Genomic DNA, 23,845 nt, shown 5'->3' with positions numbered 1-23,845 from the left:
TGTACGCCACCACCCATTGCAATCATGATAATTTGCAATAGCAATTGGTAACGACAAAACTGTTAAACCCACGATAAATGATTCGTTTAATAATGATAGCACATCAGCTCATAGAAAATAAATACTGATATCAATGCTTCTTTTTTAAAGAAACATCCTAATCTTCACCATGATACGTCGCTTCATCCATCCAAACAATAGGGTCTTCACACAAATGAACCAAGTGATACCAAATATCACTACTGCGAGCGATACGGTGATGACCGCCTTCGAAATAATCGACTTCCCAGCTTTCAGGCAGATTCACCAGGGTTCGTCTAGCGACCGCCACATCCAAACTTTCATCGTCGACTTCCACCATAACTCGTACCATCTCAGTGTTTGATGTCGGAAAAGACAGTTTCATATCGGCCACTGCCGGAATACGGTCGGCTAAAACGTCACTTGGATAAATACAAGGCGCAATCAAGAGCGCGCGTAAGTTATATTTATGGGCGAAATGATTGGCAAACCAAGCGCCAAGCGAATGCCCTGCCAGCACCACGCGTGGATACTGTGCCATTTTCTCACGAATTAGAGCATCGTAAATCTCAAACATTTCTGCAAAATTTTCGCGGTAATTTACCGTTTGACAATATTTCGGCTCACGTTTGATACAAGTGTATTTACTGGTTTCGCAACTTGAATCAAGACCATGAAAAAACAATAAAAACGTGTCGTTATTTTCGCTAGGAAACATCATAGCTCTCTCCTTTTTTCATTATTATTTAGATTTATTGTTATTAATCTGGTCTGTTATTTAAACCGCTTTTTGATTGGCAATCTGCGCTTGGTATAAACTCAAAATCTCCTCACAAGCCGGCATTGAGATATTTTTTGCAAAACCTTTATTAAACCAAAAATCATAAACGGCTTGGACAATGGCTTTTACCGCCTTAGTATCTTTTGGCTTTTGCTCTGTTAATTTACGCGCAATATCTTTTGCCTGAATATCCGACTCATTGTAGGGCGCACTCCAGCCCACACAATAGCGATAGAGCACATCATTAATGGCCAATATAAATATAGCCTCAGCCACGCCATACTGTTCGATAAATTGTTCTAACATCGAGCAGCGCTCGTCATAGAGTAAAGGCTCTATCGGCATCTCATCACGCTCAGTCACACAATCGCTACTGACCACATTTGAGGGCTTGCTAAAGTCCTGAAAAAGCAATGGGTAAGACCCGCCAATACCGCCCTTCTTGACCACGTTAAAGCGCCAAATGCCATAATGCGTATCAACGCCCTTATAAGGCACATGGATAAACCATTGCATCAGCGCATCGCTATCATAAATGATATGCATACTGCCAATACGCACCCCTTGCTTCGGTAAAACATCCGTGTATAAACGATCCATATCATCGCTATAAAGTTTTACTTTTTCTACGTTTTCAGCACTGACATCACCAAGCTTAGCTCTTGCATCATTTATGTTTCGGCACAGCCTAAACGGCGCGACAAAACTTAAGGTATCATCGGTATTATTGACAAAATACACATCATCTTCATAATTGTTTATCGAAACTGTCTCAAGATAAAACAATGGGCTGTTTCTTACGCGCCCTTTCTCATCACTCGCCAGTGCCGTTATTCCAGACAGTTTTGCGCCATCCGACCACTGCATATTGTCTATCCGCTTTTGCTCAAATTGATAGGTTAACTTTGTCATTGTCATATCCTTATTATTTTGATTTTAGTTTGTTCGTTGCAGTATTTTTCGTATTTTTTTTCGTATTATTTTCTTATTTTTTGGGCTTTCTTAAGCGCAATTTTAAGCCAGCCGAGTCTATTCGCCATTTTGTAAAATGACGTCATTAGCTATAATTTAAGTAAGTTAATCGGTTTTAGAATGTAGGATTCGGTGTTTTTTCTAATTGTTTAGCCGTAGCTGGTCATTATCGTAAAGCTGCTTTTTTTATCGTTATTAGTCTTACAAAGTTAAAATTAACGAGCGTTCTCTGTTTAGTCTTTCTAATTATCAATCAATATGTTTTTTGGGTTTGGATTTGTACAGGCGAAGTAGTTTAGGAGTAAACGAAAATAATACTGTTTAAAAAATACTGTTCAAAGGACATTATTAAAATGCTTGCTAAAGACAACCCAGTTAAAAAGTGAAGCGTTGCGCCCCGAGGGTTAACGGTTTGTCATGTTATTTTTGCCTGACTCAATAACTATAATATAAAACCTTATGAAAATAAAGAGGCTAAAAAAGCTGTGCGACAACTACTGTCGCCCAATCACTTATTACTAGATTTATCACTAAATTTATCATTAAGCTTATTATTTATTGAACCAATTTATATAAAAAAACCCCATAAGCTATATGCAACTTATGGGGTTATCTTTTGCCAAATTGTGAATCAGATATCTAAAATCTAGCACGCCATATACTGGCGTTTGATGAATGATTTAATAAATGAATTAACGTTCTAAATGCAGATACTGCATATGACATTCGTACTGATGCAAGATATCGACCAGCACTTGCTCTTTGGTATAGCCAACCAAGTCATACTCTTGCGAGCCATCACTTAAAAACACCTCAGCGCGGTAATAAAACTCGGCCTGCTTGCTTGAAGTGTTGAGCGTAAAGTTTGGTCGCTCAGCTTTGATGAGATTGACTTCATAAATAAAGTCATCTTCATCACCATGACCGACGCGCAGTTTTACGCCATCTATCTGACCATCATCTTCATCCGTTGCAGCATCTATATTTTTACCAATGCTGGCCAAATTTCGGATATCCAATGATGTCTTAAGACCACCTGCTTTTAGCTCGTTTTCGACCTCAATCATAGCAGGCTTAACCACCGTCTGTAAAAAGCGTTCAACTTGCTTGTGACTGGGGAAACTGACGATACGTTGCAAGCGCGCTTTCCAACCTTTACCACTATCGAGCACGTTTGCCGTGCCAACGGTACTGGCTTTGCGCTTATTGCCTTCTTCTTTTAATGACTTCCACATAGCCATCATGTAAAGCAGCAAAATAAGCGAGAACGGTAAACCGGCAATGACAGAAACTGATTGTAGCGAAGCAAAACCACCTGCAAACAATAAACCCAAAGTAATCAAACCTGTGGCTGCCGCCCAAAAAAGGCGTAGCCAAACAGGTGCGTCGGTATCATTGGTCATACCTTTTGAGCTTAGATTTGCAAGCACTAAAGCACCAGAGTCCGCTGAGGTCACAAAAAATATCAGTCCAATAAACACACCTGCCAATGAGAAAACGTCACTGTAAGGGAAGTATTCAAACAAGGCAAACATACCCATTGCGGCGTCATTAACGGCGATTTCACCGAGTTCAGTGGCACCGTTGGCGACCAAATCTATCGCTGAATTACCAAAGATAGAAAACCATGCAAAGATAAAACCTAGCGGGATAAACATCACGCCAAAGACAAACTCACGCAAAGTACGACCACGGCTAATACGCGCGATAAACAAACCAACAAAGGGTGCCCAAGCGACCCACCATGCCCAGAAAAATATCGTCCAACCTGACTTCCAATCAGCACCAGCCGTACCATCATAAGCATAGACATCAAAGGTTTTAAAAATAATAGTCTGGAAATATTGCCCAATATTTTGAGTAAAGGTATTGAGCAAATAAACGGTATTACCCAATACCAATATGGCTAATAGTAGCAATATCGATGACAGCATATTAAATTCGGATAAACGGCGCACGCCTTTTTCAACGCCTGTCATCGCAGAAATAGCGGCAGCAACAACCACGCCTAAGATAATCAGGCTCTGCACCATTTTGCTCGATTCGATACCGAAAACATGAGTCAAGCCGGCATTAGCCTGTAATACACCGATGCCTAAGCTGGTCGCAATACCCATCAGCGTGCAGACAACGCCAAAGGTATCAATACCATCACCTAGCCAGCCTTTGATTAAGCGCTCGCCAAAAATAGGGGTCAGCGGAGAACGTAGCGCAAGCGGCATGTTTTTACGATACGCAAAGTACGCCAATGCCATACCAATGAGCGCATAAATACCCCAACCATGCAGGCCCCAGTGTAAAAAGGTTTGCGACAGCGCTTCACGCATGGCTTCAGCACTGGCAGGCTCGAGTCCCGTATGCGGCGTTAGATAATGCATCAACGGCTCAGAAGCACCAAAGAACAATAAATCAATGCCGATACCCGCGGAGAACAGCATCGCCGCCCATGCTAAAAAGGGGAACTGGGCTTTTTCGTGGTCTTGCCCAAGCTTGATATCGCCGTATTTAGAAAAACCAACAAACAAAGCAAAAATACTATAAGCGGCAACCACCAGCATATAATACCAGCCAAAACTCTCTGATACCCATGCCATACTGGCGCTTAATAATGCCTCACTATAATCTGGAAACACAATCGTCCAGATGATCAATAAAATAGAAATAATAGCTGAACCTAAAAAAACCGTCTTATTTAGAGTCAGGGGTTTCGTCGCATCTTCTGATGGCGAGCTGTACATAAAAGACCTCAATAGGTAAATGAAACAGGGTCTGATATTGCTTTGTCCGTCATAGTTTTATGACTGATAGCCAGATGAGATATGTATCACCGCATGACGCACAAAGCAGTACCAATTAATAAAAACTGAAAGATAAACTATTAGAAAAACAGCGACGCGAATGCTAAGTAATTTAACCTCACCGGTTTTCATCTCTATAAACATAAGCGCTGATAAAAAAGACCTTTACGGTGAAAGGCCTTCTTTTTTGAAATGGTCTTATATTATTTGCTGTTCAATAATGTAGGCAGGCGTTTAGACAGCCATTTAAACAACAGAACTATAATCACGCAGCGGCTCGGCTCTGAGCGGTGCACCATTGGCGACATAATAGTCAGCCGTCGAGCGTGGCAGCTGTACGCCGCGCATCTTATCAACGATTTTTTCGGCGAGCATAATGGTGGTGGCGTTTAGATTACCACTGATAATATTTGGCATAATCGACGCATCGACCACGCGCAAGCCATCGATACCGTGTACCAGCCCTTCGCCATTGACGACCGAATCATTGCCCTCGCCCATCGCACAAGTACATGAGGGATGATAAGCCGTCTCACTATGGTTACGGACATACTCGTCTAGCTGCGCATCAGTGACCAAATCATCAGTCGGCGCAATGGCGCGACCACGATATGGGTCAAGCGCTGGCTGATGCATAATCTCCCGAGTGATACGCATCGCCGCGCGGAATTCTTGCCAGTCCTGCTCATGCGACATATAGTTAAATAAGATACTCGGATGCGCGCTAGGGTCTTTTGAGGTTAGCTTGACGCGGCCTCGACTTGGGGAACGCAATGAACCGACGTGCGCTTGGAAGCTATGCGATTTCACCGCACTGCGGCCATCGTAACGCACCGCTAATGGCAAGAAGTGATACTGGATATTGGGATGGGTAAATTTTTCATCAGTACGGATAAAGCCGCCGCCTTCGAACTGATTGGAAGCACCAAGTCCGGTGCCATTGAACAACCACTCGGCACCTATGGCTGGCTTATTCCACCATTTATTGGCAGGGGCAATCGAGACGGGTAGCTTACATTCGTACTGCATATACAGCTCTAGATGGTCTTGCAGATTATTACCGACGCCCGGCAAATCAAGAATCTCATTAACGCCCAACCCTTTGAGCCACTGACCAGGACCGATGCCAGAGCGCTGCAATAATTGCGGAGAGGCAATCGCGCCAGAGGATATAATCACTTCACGAGATGCATAGAATTTTTTGGTTTGACCTTGGTGCGCGACTTTGACACCGACCGCACGCTTACCGTCGAATAAAATCACATCGGTCAATGCACCCGTTAAAATGGTAATATTGCTACGCGGTTTTGCACGGTCAAGATAACCGCGCGCTGTGGAAGCACGGCGACCATTAGGTGTCACAAAGCGATCCATTGGCCCAAAGCCTTCTTGTTGATAACCGTTTAGATCCTCTGTACGCGGATAGCCAGCTTGCACGCCCGCTTCAATCATCGCTTCAAATAACGGATTGACGCCTGGTTTTGAAGTAGTCATCTCAACTGGACCACCGACGCCATGATAGTCATTTTCGCCTGCATCGCAGTTTTCTGACTTTTTAAAGTAGGGTAAGCAGTCGAGATACGTCCAGTCCTCTAAGCCTTTGATTTTTGCCCAATCATCAAAATCGAGCGCGTTACCACGGATATAACACATCCCATTAATGAGTGACGAGCCACCAAGTCCTTTGCCGCGACCACAATCCATGACGCGGTTATTCATATACGGCTCGGGATCGGTTTTGTAGCCCCAGTTATAAGTGGTGCCTTGTAGTGGCATGGCGAGCGCCGCTGGCATTTGGGTACGAAAGTCTAAGCGATGGTCTGGACGACCTGCCTCTAACAGCAACGCCTTAATGTTGGCATCTTCGGTCAAGCGCGTGGCCAGCACATTTCCTGCTGAGCCTGCGCCGACGATGATGTAGTCATATTCAGGTGTGGTTGATGTCATAAAACGCTCCATAATATTAAAAAATCTATCATTTCTTATCAGTAAGGCGGCGCGAAAAGGACAAATGAGTCCTCATACGCCAACCTGACTGTTTTAAAAATTTTTACCATACAACTGCTTAAAATACCGATTCAAACTTGCCCAGCTCTACTTGGATAGATTTGGTCTGCGTATAATGCTCAAGGGCTTCAATGCCATTTTCGCGGCCAATACCAGAATGCTTATAACCGCCCACTGGCATTTGCGCGGGTGATTCGCCCCACGTATTTAACCAGCAAATACCCGCTTCAATCTGACCGATTACTCGATGCGCGCGGGTCAAGTCAGCGGTTACCACTCCTGCTGCCAAGCCGTAATCCGTATCATTGGCGCGGCGAATGACTTCTTCTTCGGTCTCGTACGTCAATATCGACATCACGGGACCAAATATTTCCTCACGTACTATGCTCATATCATCGCTGCAATCCGTAAACACGGTTGGCGCAACGAATGCGCCTTTAGCGAGCTCGCCTGCCATGATACGTTCGCCGCCAGTCAATAGACGCGCGCCGCCCGCTTTACCTTGCTCGATATAGCCAAGCACTCTTTCCATATGCGGGAAGCTGACCAATGGACCCATGTTGATGCTATCGTCCAGCGGATTGCCAAGCTTGATACGCTCGACGCGCGTTAAGATGGCCTGTTCAAACTTAGCTTGTAAGGTTTTGGGGATAAAGACGCGCGTGCCATTGGTACAAACCTGACCTGTACTATAGAAGTTCGCCATCATGGCAATATCAGCAGCGGTATCGATGTCTGCATCATCAAATATGATTAATGGCGACTTACCACCAAGCTCTAGAGTCACATCTTTAAGCGACGATGATGCCGCGCTTGCCATGACTTTTTTACCCGTTGGTACACCGCCCGTAAACGATACTTTAGCGATATCAGGATGCTGGGTTAGCGCTTCGCCAACTTTATAATCCCCTTGCACAACGTTAAAGACGCCGTCTGGTAAGCCTGCTTCGGTAAATATTTCTGCCAGTTTTAGTGCCGTTAACGGTGTGACTTCTGAGGGTTTAAAAATCATCGCATTACCAGCGGCCAATGCTGGCGCTGCCTTCCACATCGCGATTTGAATCGGATAATTCCACGCGCCGATACCGGCGACCACGCCAAGCGGCTCGCGGCGGGTATAAACAAAGCTGCTATCACGCAGCGGAATCTGACGACCTTCAAGCATTGGTGCCAGACCGGCATAATACTCAACGACATCGGCACCGGTGACGATATCAACATATTTGGTTTCAGAAAGCGCTTTACCCGTGTCTTTGGTTTCGAGCAATGCCAGCATGTCATTGCGTTCGCGCAATATCACAACCGCCTTTAATAAAATACGACTGCGCTCAACCGCTGTCATCGCTGCCCACACTTTTTGACCTTGTTGCGCCGCTTTTACCGCTTCATTAACCTGCTCATCGGTGGTTTGCTGAATGGTGGCGAGCACCTCACCTGTCGCTGGATTAATATCTTCAAATGTCGCTAATAATTCATCGACCGCCAAATAACGACCGTTAATATAAGCGGTTTGTATTTGCTCTAAATCGATGATGTCTTTTAAGTTGTTTGGGTTGCTTATGTTTGAATCTGTCATAGGTTCTCCTATCGACGACTGGTAAAGGCTTTGTAAGGACGCCAATGGCAAATAATGTCGTCATGGGTTAAGTATTTAAAATAAATTTATATCGTTTATTTCTAAAATTTTTTCTTTAAGCATTTCTTTAATAAACGCTTAAAGCGCTGTGTTTAAAGTATTGTGTTTAAATCAAAGCAAAACTAGCGTTTTATTCATGTTCAGGTTGGGTCATTTTTAGCAAGCGCTCACGTAATGATTTTTTATCGGATATATTAATGCCGGAAAAATCAGAAAGCCAAATACCATCAGCGACCAGACGCACCATGCATAGGGTTTCGGTATTGTCAGTTGGTTTATGCTTGTCTAACTGCTCATTTGACCACTCAGCCCACAGCTTGCGCAGCTCACTGTCCGCCAGCATCAATACATATAAGGTTGCCTGATTATCAAACTCTTCCTGCCCTTTTTCGCCTAAGCTAATCGTGGCATTGATATAGGCACGGGTAAACGAACCATAACGCACTGGGTCTTTGGCCATCGCCGTATCGACCTCTGTTTCGAACTTTTTCATCGCGTCATGGAATACTTCCAAAATCAACGCATTCTTGGTGGTGAAATGATGCATCACCCCGCCTTTGGTCACCCCAACCGCATCAGCGACGGCTTGAAAAGTGACTTTAGACAACCCTTGCTCTAGCGTGATGCGTGCTGCCTGATCAAGCAGCGCACGACGAACGATTTCTGGCTGTTTTTTACGTTTATAAGCATTTTCTGTTTTCATTTTTATCTCGATGTTCATGCACCAAAGAGTTTGAGAATAAGTTTGTCGCCACTATGGCTACTATTGCCGCTTTCTATGCCATCAATAATTCTGACAATTTTGACAATGCTAGTGATGGCAACTACCGCCGTATAACCAGTCTTTACTAAATATCTTACGCCAAGCACTTAAAAATGATGACTCTTGCAAGCTCATCATAAGCTTTCAACCATGATGCTAAGACGCAGATATGAGGTTTCTACCTTAAAGAAGATAGGGATTATTTATTTATCCAAAGCTTAAAAAGCCGTTTTATAAGGATAAAGTTATATATCTCATAGAAGAAACCACACGGTCGGTATTTTATAGAAATAATACAGCAATGTGAAGGGCTAGTATGTATCTGGGTTTTATAGAACATTATTCTAGAGAAGGTTGTTCTAGAAAACTCTATTTTAGAAGAGGCTGATTTAGACCACATTGGCTTAGATAAAGCTGCATGGTCTAAATAGGCAGAGAAATGAATGTTGAAGTTTTAAGTCAAGTAGACTGATGGAGATTATTAAGTATCAATATGGTGGCATTTGATAACAGCAAGCAAGGAAAATTGATACCAGTCGCACATAGCTATAACGTAGCGCTTCTATTTTGAACTGACTATGCTATCGACTCAGGTAAATTTTTAACGCCGATGCTTGCCGCATCGATAGCGCCCGCGATATAACCGGGGAACTGCGCTGACCACTCGCTACCGATACCAGTAAGACTGTTTGCCCAGACGCCAGATAGCGCTTTAGATATAGGGGGTGTGGCATGCTGACCATCACTATTAGCATCAGCAGTGGTTGCCGTAAATGGCTCTTGCGCCCAATCTTTAAGGTACTCAGCCTGAGGTAAGTCTGCTTGTGCCACAAATAACCGCACCAGTTGCGCACGGCAATGCTGCTTTAATACGTCTGCAGAGACAGTTTGACGTGCGGCTGCAGGTACGCCTATAAAACCAAATAGTGCCCCGCTACCCTCTGCCACCGATGCATCATGAATCTCAACCATCGGTCCTTGTCCGCTGCGTGCTGAGCCTGATAATCCTTGTTGTTGCCAAAATGGACTGTCATAAACAGCAAGGTATTTGGCATGCGGCGCCATCCAAGTGGCCGTCCCTCGCCACTGAGTCGTAAGATTGGTCGGTAAAGCAGGCTCGAATATTATGGTTGCTTCTGCCAATCTAGGCGGTAGCGCCAGTAACACATGCTGCGCTTGCCACTGCTGTGTCTGACAAACAGCCTCTTGCCCAGACTCATCTTCGCTAGTGATTTCAATATATTGACCAGTATTATGCAGCTGACGCACTTTTTGATTGGTCAAAATCCGCGTGCTATCTAAACTCTGATAGAGTGCGTCAATCAATGTCGCCATACCACCCTTAAGTCGCATAGACGGCGGCGCACTTTTATAGCCGTGCGTACGCATAGCAGGCTCATTAGGCGAGCGCTCAACCAGCATATCGCCCTCTTCGAATTGCGCAAAACTCTCTAACTGCAATTCATCAATCAAACGCGCCAACTGCTGCTGATACTCTGGCCAAAACCATGATGATCCCAAATCAAAGCCCTTGGTGTTATCTGTTATTTGTGCAGTATTTGGGTCAGTTGCCTTTGCCGTCACAATACGACCACCCAAGGTTGGACGCGCTTCTAACAGCACATAATCAACACCTTTTTTCTCTAATAAATAAGCCGCATACAAGCCACTTAAGCCGCCGCCAATAATCGCTACAGGTACTGTTTGCATATTATGCTCCTTCCACGTCAGCACCGATGATATGAGACAGATGACCAGTTTTAAGATAAACCGTAGCGCCGTACTCGCCTGCCTTTATTGGTGGCAGCGCATCTACTGGCAAGCGTATCCAACCACCGCGAGTATAAATTTGAGCGTTATCTATTATCCTTTCTTCTATTAATTCGACATCTATTAGCTCGCCATCTATCAATTCACCTTCTATCAATTCACCGTCTAGTACCAGTATCTCAGCGCCGCCTTTGACAGCTTCAGTAAATAGCACTTCATTAGCATCTAAGCGTTGTAAGCTGACCTGCTCGCTGGCGTCTGAGAATAAATGACAGACATCACGATTGCCTTGTTTTTGCCAATTTGCCGCATCATTGGTATCGATGGCGACATAACGCGCCTCTGCTGCTGGCATTTGCCAAAGTTTGACAAAAATAACCGCGCCCTCTTTACTATACGGCTGATGCCCAGAGTTTGGTGGATTGCGTAAATACCATCCCGCTGGATAATCGATATTATCTGCCGAAAAAGTACCCGACAACACCAAAATCTCTTCGCCGCCCGGGTGCAAATGATGGGGGAAATAGGAATCAGGGGCATAGCGCACGATACTGGTGGCACGGGCTTTTTCTGCGCCGACGCGGTCAAGCATGACGCGCTCGACGCCATTTTGCGGTGATGACACCCATTGATAGTGTTCGGGCGCTAATGAAGCACGGCAGGTAAAATCTGCATTGATAAGCATAGAATGTTTTCCAAGGATAAGGTTTGATGCCGTCAATTATTCGCTGATTTACATCGGCTGACAAACGAGATAATATTCATCTCTCTAAAAGAAAATGTTTGCCACTATGAAGAAAGCCGTACATTTAAACGCCCTACGTGCCTTGGAAGCAAGCGCCCGTCATCAAAGTTTTTCTGCGGCGGCAGACGAGCTAAACGTGACTCCTGCTGCCGTCGGTCAACTGGTACGTAGCTTAGAGGATGCGGTAGGCTTACCGCTTTTTTATCGCAAACCTAGCGGCAAATCGCGCTTAATTCCCACCAAAACAGTCGAGCTGGCATTGCCTCATATGCGGGCAGGCTTAGACAGCTTGGCACAAGGATTGGCACAGTTACAAGCAGGCTCAAATAGCGGCGTACTCACGGTGACGGTCAGCCCTGCCTTTGCCGCTAAATGGCTGTTACCGCGCATTGATCGATTCCAAAGCCTGCAACCAGATATCAATGTAAGGCTTGACACCAGCGCTAAATCAATCGACTTTGCCGTCCAAGACGTCGATATCGGCGTGCGCTATGGTGCTGGAGTTTGGGCAGGATTAGTTAGCGAAAAGCTGATGGAAGAAGAGATTTATCCGGTTTGCTCGCCGCAATTGTTACAAGGAAAAAACGCGCTTGATTTGACCCAAGAGATGCTCATCCATGATCGCTCCATGGATGGTTTTATCGGCTTTCCTTCGTGGGATGACTGGCTTGCACAAGCAGGTTTAACCAATGCTACGCTCAGCAAAGTAGATACCTCGCGAGGGATGCAAATCAATAACTCAGCAGCGGTGCTCCAAGCGGTCATCAATGGTCATGGGGTTGCGTTGGCGCGTAGTGTGATGGCACGTGATGATGTCGCTGCCGGACGCTTGGTACGATTGTTTCCTGAAATTACCTTTAGCTCGCCATTGGCTTATTACGTCGTTTATCAAGCGGAATCTGCCCATATGGCAACGCTTAAAACCTTTCGTGATTGGCTGTTTGCAGAAGTGTCATCCACTCATGAGAGGAACTTTATTTAGGTATAGTCGGCTCAACATGAAAAAGGAATAGCCGATTCAATTTAAAGAAAAATACTGCCTAAACTGACTTAGCGGTTTAGGCAAAGTTCAACATTTCTATCAGACTAAGGCGTGTCCTTATTCCCTGCCCAAATTCCCTACCCAATGATTCTCAGGCATTGACCCGCATGATATAAAGTCAATCCCAGCTCAGTAAAGCCTGACTTAATGCTTCCAAAAGAAACTTTTGCCTCTTCTAAAGTCTTAAAGGGTAAGGGAATACTGTCTCTATTACCGGTCATTATATAATCGGCAAAGCACTTACCCATTAGTGTGCCTGTGGTAATGCCGCGACCGTTATAGGCCGTTGCGGTCAGCAAACCCTCAGCGGGCTCCATGACTCGAAAAATATGATCTTGCGTAAAGCCAAAGCTACCAGTCCACTCATACTGCCACTTAAATGCTGGCAAATCTGGATAATAGCTTTTTTGCACCGCATTGGCCCATGATTGATAAAAGGATTTTGGTTTAAGCTGCGTACCACCCACCGTTCCCAATAATAGGCGATCATCGTCATCACGGCGAAAGCTAGACAAGGCCAAGCGTGTATCCCATGCCCCTGTTTTGTATGGCAAAATACGATCTGCCGCCTCTCCGCTGAGCGGCTCAGATGCAATCTGATAATAATAAACCAGATAAAAGGTCTTTTTGATTTCTGTCCACTCGCCTTCGGTATAAGCGTTGGTCGCAATAATGACGCGCTCAGATTTCACGCGCGCTTTAGAAGTCCTTGCATACCAATAGCCATCCACCTTTTCTAAGGCTTCTACAGCGGAATGCTCATAGATAGTGACGCCAAGATCTTTTGCCACTTTGGCCAGCCCTCTGACATAAGCCAGCGGGTTTATGGTACCAGCACGGTGATCGAGTAGTGCCTTATTGATATTTTTAGTACCACAATACTCATGGCATTTACTGCCGGTTAATACCTCAACATTCGCACCGCGGCGGCTAAGCTGCTCGTACCTAATATCGACATCGACTTCACCTTTAGCGTTATGTGCCATGTGGATATTACCGGCTTGAGTGGCTTGGGCGTCGATATTATAACGTTTGATTAAGTCAAATACTAAGCTTGGCGCTTGTCCGAGGGCTTCAGTTAGACGCTCACCTGCCGCTTCACCTAGCGCAATATTCAAATCATCAGGGCGCGCCCAAGTACCTGCATTGACGAGCCCTACGCTTTTACCGGAGCCACCACTGCCTATCGTATGGCTCTCAAGTAAGATAACTTTGACGCCTTTTTCTGCCAAATGAATCGCCGCCGATAACCCTGTATAACCGCCGCCTATGATACAAATAGTCGCTTCAGTATCGCTATTCATCTGGCTGTAGGTATCAATAATAGGTGCGGTCATATTCCACAAACATTGCTCTTGCAACATCTTATATTCCTTCTAAATTACACGTTGTCTACAGTGGAGAGCGTGCTTGTGTCGTTATTTACAGTAGGTTCTTCACGGGGAATGAATTTATCTAAGAATACCCATAGCAAGCCAAATAGCGGCGATAACCAGCAGGCAAAAGCAAATGGCGCATAAGTAAGCGTTGCAATACCTAGCGTTGCCGCGACGAAACTACCACCCATGTTCCAAGGAATCAGAGGAGATAACAGGGTGCCGGTATCTTCAATAGAGCGGGTAAGCGTCGTGCGCTTGTAGCCCATTTCTTGATATTTGTCTTTGAGCAGACGGCCTGGTAATACCAGTGTGGTATAGACGTCACCGATGAGCGTACCGACACCAAGCGTGCTGGCATACGTGGTAATTACCAAACCAAATCTTGATTTCACCATCTTATTGATTTTTGCCATGATGGCTTTGAGCGTACCGTAATGCTCAATTGAGCCGACAAAAGCTAAAGCAAAAATGGTCAAGGTCACAACCCATGTCATCGACATGACGCCGCCTTTAGACAGCAGTTGGTCAACGACAGCAAAGCCCGTTTCACTGACAAAGCCATTTTGCAGGACGTTAAAGATGTCGTGCACACCCACGCCTTGCATAAAGAACGCGACCAATCCTGCAACCACTACTCCTGATAATACCGTTGGAATAGCAGGCATTTTCATCACCGCTGCGATGACAACGACAATAGCAGGTAATAAAGTAATGATGCTCAAGTTATAGTTGGCGGCTAGTGAGGCTTGAATGTCTCTGATTGAAGATAAATCGACATTTTCTGCGCCATAGCCCATCCCAATCCAAGCATAGATAATCAATGCAGTCACCATGGCAGGTACGGTAGTTGGCAACATACCGCGGATGTGCTCCCAAAGGTCAATACCGGCAGCGGCTGGGGTTAAGTTCGTGGTGTCAGATAAAGGGGACATTTTGTCGCCGAAAAAAGCACCGGAAACAATGGCGCCGCCTGTTAGTGACGGCGGGATGCCCAAGCCTAGCCCAATACCCATCATGGCAAGACCGACCGTACCAACCGTACCCCAAGAGGTACCGGTTGCAACAGAAATAATGGCGCAAATTAGACAGACAGAGACTAGGAATGATGAAGGAGAAAAAACGCTAAAACCGTAGTATAAAATCGTGGGAACCGTACCAGCGATAATCCAAGCACCGATGAGCATACCAACGCCCATCAAGATAATCATGGCCGGTAGACCAATTTTGACAACCTTTAAAAAGCGTTGTTCCATGCCATCCCAGTCACGGCCACGCAGCTTCATAAACAAGCCGGTGATTAAAATACCGCAAGCTAAGGGAATGTGAGGGGTAAAATCTTTGAATACAAAAAACTGCACCATTAGAATAATGGCAGTCAACACCAGAGGTGCAATATCTAATAAAAAACTAGAAGACGGACCATAGCCATCTTTAGCTTCGTCATAAGGTTTATCATCCATCATAAGATACCTACCTTCCTTAGTAGTGGATACTGCTGTCATAGATATAACAGTAGTGGAAACAACCAATCCATGGCTGCTGATAATGCTGAAAAAAGTGCGAAAAAGGTTACGGCAAAGGGAGTAAAAAGCCTGTTTTTGAAATCATGAATGGTTATTCATCACTTCCGCAGGCTTTCATACTAAAACAATAAATACTTAATAATTGGCGATCAAAATAGCTAATAACTGGCTTGCTAAATAGGCACTGAGCCTACTTAACAAGCATCACGTCACGTCAAATTGTTATTAGCCAAAGTTGATGCCTTGCGCCAGTGGCAGCTCGGTTGAATAGTTGACCGTATTGGTCTGACGACGCATATAAGCTTTCCATGCGTCTGAACCTGATTCACGACCACCGCCGGTTTCTTTTTCGCCGCCAAATGCGCCGCCAATCTCAGCGCCACTAGTACCGATATTGACGTTAGCGATACCGCAATCACTACCACGGTCGCTGAGGAAAGTTTCAGCTTCACGTAAGTCATTGGTAAAGATACAAGATGACAGCCCTTGTGGCACATCGTTTTGCATCGCTAGCGCATCGTCAAATTCTTTATAAGGCATGACATATAGAATCGGTGCAAACGTCTCACTACGTGCCACGTCATTTTGCTCATCAAGCTCAACAATGGCAGGGGTCACATAATAGGCATCGGGGAACTTATCCATCAGCACCCGTTCGCCGCCTGTGACTTTACCGCCAGTATTTCGAGCCTTTTCTAACGCCGCTTGCATGTTATTAAAGCTGTCTTCATCAATCAGTGGACCGACTAGATTGCCTTCGAGCGGGTGGCCGATGCTCACAGTATCGTAGGCAGACTTAACGCGCGGTAAGATATCGTCTTTGACCGACTCATGAACGAACAGACGGCGTAAAGTGGTACAACGCTGTCCTGCCGTTCCTACTGCTGAGAATAAAATGCCACGTAGCGCCAAATCTAAATCAGCCGTCGGTGCCAAAATCATGGCGTTATTGCCACCAAGCTCAAGCAAGCACTTACCAAAACGCTCAGCGACTTTAGGTCCTACTTCTCGGCCCATGCGCGTACTGCCGGTGGCACTGACTAAAGCAATGTCTTTATTCTCAACCAACGCATTACCGATATCGGTTTTACCCAATATAATTTGCGATAGATGTGCGGGTGCTTTACCAAATTTTGCCAAGGCTTTTTCAAATAACGCTTGGCAAGCTAAGGCGACGAGTGGGGTTTTTTCTGAAGGTTTCCAGATGACAGGGTTGCCACAGACGATGGCCAGCGCCGTGTTCCAAGACCAAACGGCAACGGGGAAGTTAAAGGCCGAGATGACGCCGATGACACCCAGTGGATGCCATGTCTCACGCATGTGGTGACCTGGGCGTTCCGAGGCGATGGTTAGACCATAAAGCTGACGCGATACGCCCACGGCAAAGTCACAAATATCAATCATTTCTTGTACTTCGCCAAGGCCTTCTTCTTTAATTTTTCCAGCTTCTAATGATACTAAGACACCTAGGTCTTCTTTGTGCTCACGCAGGACTTCACCCAACAGACGAATCAACTCACCACGTTTAGGAGCAGGAACGACACGCCATTCTTGAAAGGCTTGTTTGGCATTTTGGATTTTAGTATCGACGTCGGCGACTGTATCTAATGTGACTTTACCGATAACTGAGCCATCAATTGGGGTGGTGACTTCAAAGTCGCCATTTTGATAGTGTGCTTCTTCTACGCCCATTGCAGACATATATTGCTTAATCATAATCAATCCCTTGCATATTGGTATAATGGTTTACTACGTCCTTGACTGACTTATAAAATTACCCTGCTACCTACTAAGTTGCAAAATAATAAATTTCTTGCAGGCATTCCTTTTTGGAATGACGCGATAATAAGTCGGCTATACGCTAGACATTTCTAGCCTAAATTTTACTAAATACTGATGCTAGACTGGCACTGCTCAAGGCTTTGAGCTTGCATCGCTTCATACAATGCCATCTCATCGTGAATAGCTGCGCCCAAATCACGCTCAAACTCTTGTTGGCTTGAGTAACCGTCATATTGGCTTGGCTGCGCCTCTTGCAGGTTCGATTGAAAGATACCAGCGGCACTGACGGGCAAAAAGTCCTCATAAACGATGGGTTCAATGCGAAGCACCTCATCATTAATCAGAGCAGTCAGCTTAGCATTAGGCAGTTTATTCAAATCATAAGTGCTTAAGGTGCCGGCCAAAAACGCTTGACCGTCCTCAGAATCAAGGCTGCTATCCGTCAACTGATAATAAAAATACGCCAGCCCCTCATCATGTAGAGTTTGATAGTCATCAGGAAAAGCGGTAAATACCTCGACTAAAATTTGATTGTATTGAGCCGCATTGTCCTCATTTGGGGTAGCACCAAGCTGGCGGCGTGCTTCACTCAGTAGTTCATCATAAAGCGCGCGGCCCTTTGGTGTTAACGCCACACCGCGTTGTTCAATCTCTCCAAAGCGCGCGGTATGATGCCCTTGCTCATACTCTTCATGGCTAGCGTCTGAATTATTAGCAACTTTAAAGCCAACCGCTTCTTGTAGCGCTTTAAAACTGGTTTGCCTTAATAAGATAGGACACGCTCTACGCGGTGGCCCTTCGATAATGGCTTTTGAAGGTATACCGCGGGCTTGCATGCCTTGTTGTACAGCATCAATATCCAAGGTTCTAGGCGTTAAATGATTGATATGCGGACCCTTAAAGCCGACCACATCAGCGACCAGCGGATGCTGATTTAATAGACGCTGATAGAGCGCTTTTGCCACCGGCGTTTTATCATGCCAGCGAAATGTCTCTAGCGCTTCTTGGACAAATTTCTCTGCTTGCGCAGCAGTTAAACCATCTTGCGCCTCAAAAACCTCAATAAGCTCAATAACGCCAGTAGTGAATATCTGACGCTGCGCCAGTGTGGCCGTGGCTTCTTGTCTTAAGGTTTCATCGGCAATCAAATCTAAACGCAATAACGAGGTAAAAACGCGAAAGGGGCTTTTATGCAATGAATGCGAGTCAAGTGCGCGAAAAGCTGTTGAATGCACCGGCACGCCAGCAGGCGCTAAATCGTAGTAGCCGACAGGGTGCATACCCATCACGGCAAAAAGACGGCGCATCATGCTCAGCTCTGCTGCGGTACCCAGTCGAATCGCCCCGTGGCGTTCCATGCTTAGACGTTCAATCTCGCCCGTATGCAGCAGTTGTGATTTAATATCGGGATATGAGGTTAATACTTCGGTATTGACATCACTGACCAAATCAACCAAATCGCCGTATAGCGGCACCTCATCTTGGTACATCGCTGACATGGCCATAGAAAAATGATGGCGGATATCATCGCTGCAGATAAAATCCTTATCTGGACTGACGCTACTATTTTTCACAAATAAACATCCTTGTAATAGAGTTAATAAATTTTTAGCTTAATAATAAGTATTTTATTTCGAGCATTTGGTTATGACGATGCACTATCAATCCTAAGCACGCCTAAACATTCCTAAACATTCCTAAGCATTCCTAAGCATTCCTAAGCATTCCTAAACATTAAGCGGCAGGCAATCCATCAGGAAGCGCGATGAGCACCTCTTTTAGAATATCCAACCCTTCTTTTAGGGTGTCAGGCTCTATGGTAAGTGGCGGTAATAAGCGAATGATATGGCGATATTGCCCACTTGGCATAAGTAATAGACCACGCTCGCGGGCTTTGGTTAATACTTGCGCCATCACACTTGGATGCACATCATGCTCAGGATGGCGTAACTCAATACCACGCATCGCACCGATACCGGTAAGTCCAAATAACCAAGGTGAGATACCTTCTTGCTGCCATTGGCGGATGGTCGTCTCAATCGTCTGGGCATAATGCTTGGCTGACTGCCAAACGTCATCGGCTTGCATGATATCAAGCGTGGCATTGGCAGCGGCGCAAGCAACTGGATTGCCAGAATAAGTACCGCCCAAACTGCCTTTAGGCAAACCATTGACCACATTAGCCTTTCCTATGACCGCACCTAATGGCAAGCCACCTGCGATACTTTTGCCAAGTAAAATAAGGTCAGGCTCAATCCCTAAATGAGTAAAAGCAAACGGCGTACCCGTACGACCATAACCGGATTGAATTTCGTCCATGATAAGTAACATGCCGTGCTCATCACAAAACTTACGTAGATATTGCGCAAAGGTGGGCGACAACAACTGAAAGCCGCCTTCCCCTTGTACGGGTTCGACGATAATGGCACCGATATTATCGATATCGGTTTCTACCATAAATAAACGCTGGAGCGCGTCAATCGCTTGCTCGTCGCCGATATTGTTATCGGGGCTGGGAAAAGGAATATGATAAACGCCGCTGGCCAATGCACCAAGCCCGCGCTTATAAGGCGCGACCTTACCATTGAGATTGACGGCAGCCAGTGTGCGCCCATGAAAGCCACCATCAAATGCAATGACGCCTGTGCGGCCAGTTTTCATGCGTGCTATCTTGATGGCGTTTTCGGTTGCTTCTGCACCGCAGTTGGTGAGCATTCCTGCCAGCTCGCCGCTGATAGGTACAAGCTCACACAATCGCGGCATAAAGCTTTGATACGGCTGATGCGCTGCCGCATTGTAGGCATAGTGAATCAGCGCCTGGGCTTGCTGAATGATGGCGTCAACGATGTGAGGATGGCAGTGACCAAAGTTTAAAACGCCGATACCGCCGACAAAATCGATATAGCTTCGGTCATTGTCGTCCCAAACTCTGGCATTTTTGCCTTTGACGAGCGTGAGCGGATGCACCATCGTAAAGGCATCGGTCACGTTATAAAGCTTGTCCATGATGAATCTCTATCTCTTCCTTGAGTTAGACTCATTTCAACAAAACATCATTCCGGCAGCAAACGAATAATAGTTGTGGTGGCATTCCTTTTTGTCATTACCAGTAAATTAACTCCCTAAACGAATCCTTTAAAAACAAAAAAACTGCGTATCAAGGCAGTTTTTTTGTTTTTTTAGCTTGTTAAATTCTCACAGCAAATAACTTTGCAGGATAAAAATAACAAGACAAGTGCTATAAAAAATACTTTAGGTTATAAAGAAACGTAAGTGACATTATAAAACCAACCCTAACGCCTTTTCACGCTCATCTGAGATTGCTAAATAAGCCGTAATCCATTCTAAAACCGCTTTGACCTTATGCGATTGTCCTGAAGAGACAGGATAAGTCACATAATAGCTGCCGCGACCCTTTGCCGCATAATCCCACGCCAGCACTAAAGCGCCTGATTGTAGCTCAGGCTCTACCAAGCGTAACGGCACTAAGGCAATACCATAGCCAAGTAAGGCGGCAGAAATGCAAGCATGAAAAGTCTCAAAACGTGGACCTACAAAGGTGCCATCAACGCTGATATCTTGTTGCTTAAAATACTCGTACCACGCACTTAGGCGCGAGCTTATTTGCAATAACACATAATCATTTAGACACTCAGTACTCAGTGTTTTATCTCGCAAATACTGCGGCTGACAGACCGCAACGCAGTATTCATCGAACAGTTTTATAGACTCCATATTGCTCCACATGCCATCACCATATAAAAAAGCAATATCGACATTTTGGTCTTCAGAAAAAAACGGCCCCGCCAGCTCTTTAATATCCAAGTTAATAAGGGGATATTCTTGACTAAAGCCACTGAGTGCTGGAATCAACCAACGGGCGCAAAATGTGGGATGCGAGACGATTTTTAGCAGCTCGGTATTACTGCTATGCGACATCAAATTGGTGGTCGCCACCTCGATATGTTTTAAAATCTCTAACACTTCAAGATAATATGACTTGCCAGCAGGGGTCAGTGAAATCCGGTGCGGCGTCCGATAAAACAAAGACAGGTTTAGCATCTCCTCTAATTGCGCCACTTGCTTACTGATGGCGCTTTGGGTCATGTGCATCTCTTGCGCGGCATTGGTAAAACTCAAATGACGAGCAGCGGTCTCAAAACATTGCAGCGCCGTCGTCGATGGATATCTTCTAAAGGCTAATGGTTTATTGGTGTCGGTTTTCATAGATTGCTTTTCTTTTATTCCATCTTAGTAAAATATCAATGATTATTTAAAATCACGTTATCAGGCATTCCTAGCCTATGGCGTCATCATACCTATATTCAAGCGTAAATAGCGATACCTCACTATAAACACTATGTAACTGACACTGATGCCATGATCGGATTTACTTAACCATTCAACCAATTATTCGGTCGCTAATTTTAAAGACTCTCCTACAAAAAACACCGTCGATTCCTGATAAAATAGTAGGGTCTGATGATAGGCTCTGACATACCGCAACTGATTTGCTATCTTGCCCTCCTCTTTTTCATCATTACGACCTATGCCGCCGTTATTCTTAAACTCATGAATTATTTTTCAGCTAATTTGCACTATTAGCGCCTTCTTTATTTGTATTGGATCATATGAAACATAACCTTGAGGTGAGCGCAAATGCTCGCCGAACTCAGTATTTCCAAGTATTCTTAATGGGCGTCAGCGCTTTTATTATGAATACTACCGAATTTGTCCCCGTTGCCCTATTAAGTGACATCGCCCAAGATTTTTCCATCACTACGGCTGAGACTGGCTGGATGTTAACACTGTATGCGTGGATTGTCGCGGCCATGTCATTACCATTGATGCTACTCACCAGCCGCTTTGAGCGTAAAAGCTTACTCTTGGGCTTGTTTGTGGTTTTTATTGCCAGCCACGTATTGTCCGTATTCGCATGGAGCTTTGATGTATTACTGATTAGCCGTGTTGGTATTGCGCTATCACACGCGATATTTTGGTCAATCACCGCAGCGATTGCGATACGCGTAGCACCAGAAGGCAAAAAAGCACTGGCACTTAGTGTACTTGCGACCGGTACTTCATTGGCGATGGTGCTTGGCGTGCCACTAGGGCGCTTAGTCGGTCAATGGTTTGGCTGGCGGGCAACCTTTGGCGGTATTGGCGTGATTGCTTTTATCGTCTTTATCCTACAAGCAAGACTATTACCAACGCTACCAAGTATGTTTGAAGGCTCGTTTAGAAAAATTCCAGAATTGCTTAAAAATCCCTTATTGGTCTGTTTGTATCTGCTTATTTTACTGGTCTTTACCGCGCACTATACCGCTTATTCTTATATCGAACCCTTTATGCGGCAGGTTGGCGCTATAAGTGAAAACGCCGCGACGGTTGTCTTGCTACTGTTTGGGGTGGCAGGGATTGCGGGCAGTGTGATATTCAGCCGTTGGGGCGATCGTTTTAATACCAGATTGATGCTGATATCGATCATATTAATGCTGATATCTATGCTGGTACTATTGTTTGCCGTGACTTCTATCTGGGCGCTGAGTTTCATTGCGTTACTGTGGGGCGCGGCGCTGATGCTGCTGATTATCTCTATGCAAGCCAAAGTCATCATGGTCGATGTCACGGCGCAAGACATGCTGATGTCGATGTTCTCAGGGATTATTAATTTAGGCATTGGTGCCGGTGCGCTGTTTGGGGGTTATGCGGTGACGCATATTTCAATATCAAGCGTGGGCTATGTTGGTGCCGCTATCGCCAGTGTGTCACTGCTACTGATGTTATTTATGATAAAGCGCTTTCCTGAATTAAGCAGAAGACTTGGTTAGCTAAAAATCTGATAGTAAATAAGCATAAAAAATGCCACCCCCTTAAATGGGCTGGCATTTTGCTGTTTGGTTTATTAAAAAATTAAGCCGCTTATTTAAAAATCCACCTTACCGCGTAAAGCTTTGGTCTTACCGCGTTGGGTCTTTGCATCCACGCGTTTACGTTTGGCGTTCCGGCTAGGTTTGGTCGCTTTGCGGGTTTTATTGACATGAGTGGCTTGAATAATAAAGCTTTGCAGCCGCTCCAAGGCATCAATTCGATTGCGTTCTTGGGTACGAAATTGCTGCGCTTTAATAATAAGCACACCTTCTTTGGTGATTCGACTGTCTTTGCTGTCCAATAAGCGCTGCTTAATGACATCGCTTAAGCTTGAGGCATGAATATCAAAACGCAAATGAATCGCAGAAGAGACTTTATTGACGTTTTGCCCGCCTGCCCCTTGCGCGCGTATGGCGCTAATCTCTACTTCACTGTCATTCAGGCTGATGGTATTGCTGATAAAAATCATAGAATGCTTTTATAAATGATTGATAGATAAGGTTAATGATAAAGCATTCTCAATTAACGCGCCACTTGCCCGCTTAATAGCGTTCAAAACGCCGTATCTCTTAACCTCTATAATCTGCAATTTATAGGGTAAACCTTATAAATGTTATCGTTTGACGTTGCTGTGTCTATCCTCTGTATATAAAGCGTAAGCCTGCGCAGTGATTTGATTTTAAGGTGGTAGGATGACTTTAAGCAGATACGATATTAAAAGAACACAGTATCAAACAGATAGGGTATTGTTGAAT

17 protein-coding genes are annotated in these 23,845 nt (G+C 45.1%); 2 read left to right on the top strand and 15 right to left on the bottom strand.

From position 1 onward, the window contains the following. Positions 1-157: 157 nt before the first annotated feature. The 8 genes from B3Q63_RS08570 to B3Q63_RS08535 form a co-directional block, all read right to left on the bottom strand. Complete coding sequence (locus B3Q63_RS08570; protein WP_296175732.1) at positions 158-742, bottom strand: alpha/beta hydrolase; 585 nt, start codon at positions 740-742, stop codon at positions 158-160. A 57-nt stretch (positions 743-799) separates the two neighbouring features. Then, on the bottom strand, positions 800-1,714 hold the full coding sequence (locus B3Q63_RS08565) for a hypothetical protein (protein ID WP_296175730.1): 915 nt from the start codon (positions 1,712-1,714) through the stop codon (positions 800-802). 752 nt (positions 1,715-2,466) lie between these two features. Further along, positions 2,467-4,512, bottom strand: coding sequence for a choline BCCT transporter BetT (betT, locus tag B3Q63_RS08560; protein ID WP_296175728.1), 2,046 nt, complete (start codon positions 4,510-4,512; stop codon positions 2,467-2,469). Between the two features lie 306 nt (positions 4,513-4,818). Next, the gene (gene betA / locus B3Q63_RS08555; protein ID WP_296175725.1) at positions 4,819-6,519 is read right to left on the bottom strand and encodes a choline dehydrogenase; all 1,701 of its coding nucleotides are present in this window, start codon (positions 6,517-6,519) and stop codon (positions 4,819-4,821) included. A gap of 118 nt (positions 6,520-6,637) precedes the next feature. Continuing rightward, complete coding sequence (gene betB, locus B3Q63_RS08550) at positions 6,638-8,155, bottom strand: betaine-aldehyde dehydrogenase (RefSeq protein ID WP_296175724.1); 1,518 nt, start codon at positions 8,153-8,155, stop codon at positions 6,638-6,640. 190 nt (positions 8,156-8,345) lie between these two features. Then, complete coding sequence (locus B3Q63_RS08545; RefSeq protein ID WP_201624570.1) at positions 8,346-8,918, bottom strand: TetR/AcrR family transcriptional regulator; 573 nt, start codon at positions 8,916-8,918, stop codon at positions 8,346-8,348. Between the two features lie 636 nt (positions 8,919-9,554). Then, positions 9,555-10,688, bottom strand: a complete 1,134-nt coding sequence (locus B3Q63_RS08540) for a flavin monoamine oxidase family protein (protein ID WP_296175721.1) — start codon at positions 10,686-10,688, stop codon at positions 9,555-9,557. A 1-nt stretch (position 10,689) separates the two neighbouring features. Next, on the bottom strand, positions 10,690-11,433 hold the full coding sequence (locus tag B3Q63_RS08535) for a cupin domain-containing protein (protein ID WP_296175719.1): 744 nt from the start codon (positions 11,431-11,433) through the stop codon (positions 10,690-10,692). A gap of 106 nt (positions 11,434-11,539) precedes the next feature. On the opposite strand from B3Q63_RS08535, the gene B3Q63_RS08530 reads away from it, so the two are divergent. After that, positions 11,540-12,475 carry a LysR substrate-binding domain-containing protein gene (locus B3Q63_RS08530; protein ID WP_296175717.1) on the top strand — a complete coding sequence of 312 codons (936 nt, stop codon included), beginning with the start codon at positions 11,540-11,542 and terminating at the stop codon, positions 12,473-12,475. Between the two features lie 137 nt (positions 12,476-12,612). On the opposite strand, the gene B3Q63_RS08525 is transcribed toward B3Q63_RS08530, so the two are convergent. From B3Q63_RS08525 to B3Q63_RS08500, 6 genes are all read right to left on the bottom strand, one after another. Then, positions 12,613-13,899, bottom strand: a complete 1,287-nt coding sequence (locus B3Q63_RS08525) for an NAD(P)/FAD-dependent oxidoreductase (protein ID WP_201543901.1) — start codon at positions 13,897-13,899, stop codon at positions 12,613-12,615. Between the two features lie 17 nt (positions 13,900-13,916). Beyond that, the gene (gene nhaC / locus B3Q63_RS08520; RefSeq protein ID WP_296175710.1) at positions 13,917-15,377 is read right to left on the bottom strand and encodes a Na+/H+ antiporter NhaC; all 1,461 of its coding nucleotides are present in this window, start codon (positions 15,375-15,377) and stop codon (positions 13,917-13,919) included. A 285-nt stretch (positions 15,378-15,662) separates the two neighbouring features. After that, entirely contained in the window at positions 15,663-17,153 is a 1,491-nt protein-coding gene (locus B3Q63_RS08515) for an aldehyde dehydrogenase family protein (protein ID WP_296175708.1), read from the bottom strand. Positions 17,154-17,323: 170 nt separating this feature from the next. Further along, complete coding sequence (locus B3Q63_RS08510) at positions 17,324-18,724, bottom strand: 2-oxoadipate dioxygenase/decarboxylase HglS (protein ID WP_414706334.1); 1,401 nt, start codon at positions 18,722-18,724, stop codon at positions 17,324-17,326. Positions 18,725-18,953: 229 nt separating this feature from the next. Then, a complete protein-coding gene (locus B3Q63_RS08505) occupies positions 18,954-20,225 on the bottom strand; it encodes a 2-aminoadipate transaminase (RefSeq protein WP_296175703.1) in 1,272 nt (423 codons plus the stop codon). A 273-nt stretch (positions 20,226-20,498) separates the two neighbouring features. Then, entirely contained in the window at positions 20,499-21,446 is a 948-nt protein-coding gene (locus tag B3Q63_RS08500; RefSeq protein ID WP_296175701.1) for a LysR substrate-binding domain-containing protein, read from the bottom strand. A gap of 404 nt (positions 21,447-21,850) precedes the next feature. Here B3Q63_RS08500 and B3Q63_RS08495 point away from each other — a divergent pair, with 404 nt between their 5' ends. Further along, a complete protein-coding gene (locus tag B3Q63_RS08495; protein WP_201565330.1) occupies positions 21,851-23,050 on the top strand; it encodes a sugar transporter in 1,200 nt (399 codons plus the stop codon). Between the two features lie 95 nt (positions 23,051-23,145). Here the strand turns inward: B3Q63_RS08495 and arfB are convergent, their stop codons facing one another. Beyond that, a complete protein-coding gene (gene arfB, locus B3Q63_RS08490) occupies positions 23,146-23,559 on the bottom strand; it encodes an alternative ribosome rescue aminoacyl-tRNA hydrolase ArfB (protein ID WP_296175698.1) in 414 nt (137 codons plus the stop codon). Between the last annotated feature and the right edge of the window lie 286 nt (positions 23,560-23,845).

It is taken from the genome of Psychrobacter sp. UBA2769 (genome assembly GCF_002352555.1).
Lineage (GTDB): Bacteria > Pseudomonadota > Gammaproteobacteria > Pseudomonadales > Moraxellaceae > Psychrobacter > Psychrobacter maritimus.
The sequence above is the reverse complement of the archived record's forward strand: the minus strand, read 5'-3'. Positions and strand labels throughout refer to the sequence as shown.

Bases quoted from the DNA above. Each gene is read 5' to 3' on its own strand.
- B3Q63_RS08530 (WP_296175717.1), top strand. From the start codon at position 11,540: ATGAAGAAAGCCGTACATTTAAACGCCCTACGTGCCTTGGAAGCAAGC.
- B3Q63_RS08495 (WP_201565330.1), top strand. From the start codon at position 21,851: ATGAAACATAACCTTGAGGTGAGCGCAAATGCTCGCCGAACTCAGTAT.
- B3Q63_RS08525 (WP_201543901.1), bottom strand. From the start codon at position 13,899: ATGTTGCAAGAGCAATGTTTGTGGAATATGACCGCACCTATTATTGAT.
- betT (WP_296175728.1), bottom strand. From the start codon at position 4,512: ATGTACAGCTCGCCATCAGAAGATGCGACGAAACCCCTGACTCTAAAT.
- B3Q63_RS08515 (WP_296175708.1), bottom strand. From the start codon at position 17,153: ATGATTAAGCAATATATGTCTGCAATGGGCGTAGAAGAAGCACACTAT.
- B3Q63_RS08565 (WP_296175730.1), bottom strand. From the start codon at position 1,714: ATGACAAAGTTAACCTATCAATTTGAGCAAAAGCGGATAGACAATATG.
- betA (WP_296175725.1), bottom strand. From the start codon at position 6,519: ATGACATCAACCACACCTGAATATGACTACATCATCGTCGGCGCAGGC.
- B3Q63_RS08510 (WP_414706334.1), bottom strand. From the start codon at position 18,724: ATGGCCATGTCAGCGATGTACCAAGATGAGGTGCCGCTATACGGCGAT.
- B3Q63_RS08505 (WP_296175703.1), bottom strand. From the start codon at position 20,225: ATGGACAAGCTTTATAACGTGACCGATGCCTTTACGATGGTGCATCCG.
- B3Q63_RS08540 (WP_296175721.1), bottom strand. From the start codon at position 10,688: ATGCAAACAGTACCTGTAGCGATTATTGGCGGCGGCTTAAGTGGCTTG.
- B3Q63_RS08535 (WP_296175719.1), bottom strand. From the start codon at position 11,433: ATGCTTATCAATGCAGATTTTACCTGCCGTGCTTCATTAGCGCCCGAA.
- nhaC (WP_296175710.1), bottom strand. From the start codon at position 15,377: ATGATGGATGATAAACCTTATGACGAAGCTAAAGATGGCTATGGTCCG.
- betB (WP_296175724.1), bottom strand. From the start codon at position 8,155: ATGACAGATTCAAACATAAGCAACCCAAACAACTTAAAAGACATCATC.
- B3Q63_RS08500 (WP_296175701.1), bottom strand. From the start codon at position 21,446: ATGAAAACCGACACCAATAAACCATTAGCCTTTAGAAGATATCCATCG.
- arfB (WP_296175698.1), bottom strand. From the start codon at position 23,559: ATGATTTTTATCAGCAATACCATCAGCCTGAATGACAGTGAAGTAGAG.
- B3Q63_RS08545 (WP_201624570.1), bottom strand. From the start codon at position 8,918: ATGAAAACAGAAAATGCTTATAAACGTAAAAAACAGCCAGAAATCGTT.
- B3Q63_RS08570 (WP_296175732.1), bottom strand. From the start codon at position 742: ATGATGTTTCCTAGCGAAAATAACGACACGTTTTTATTGTTTTTTCAT.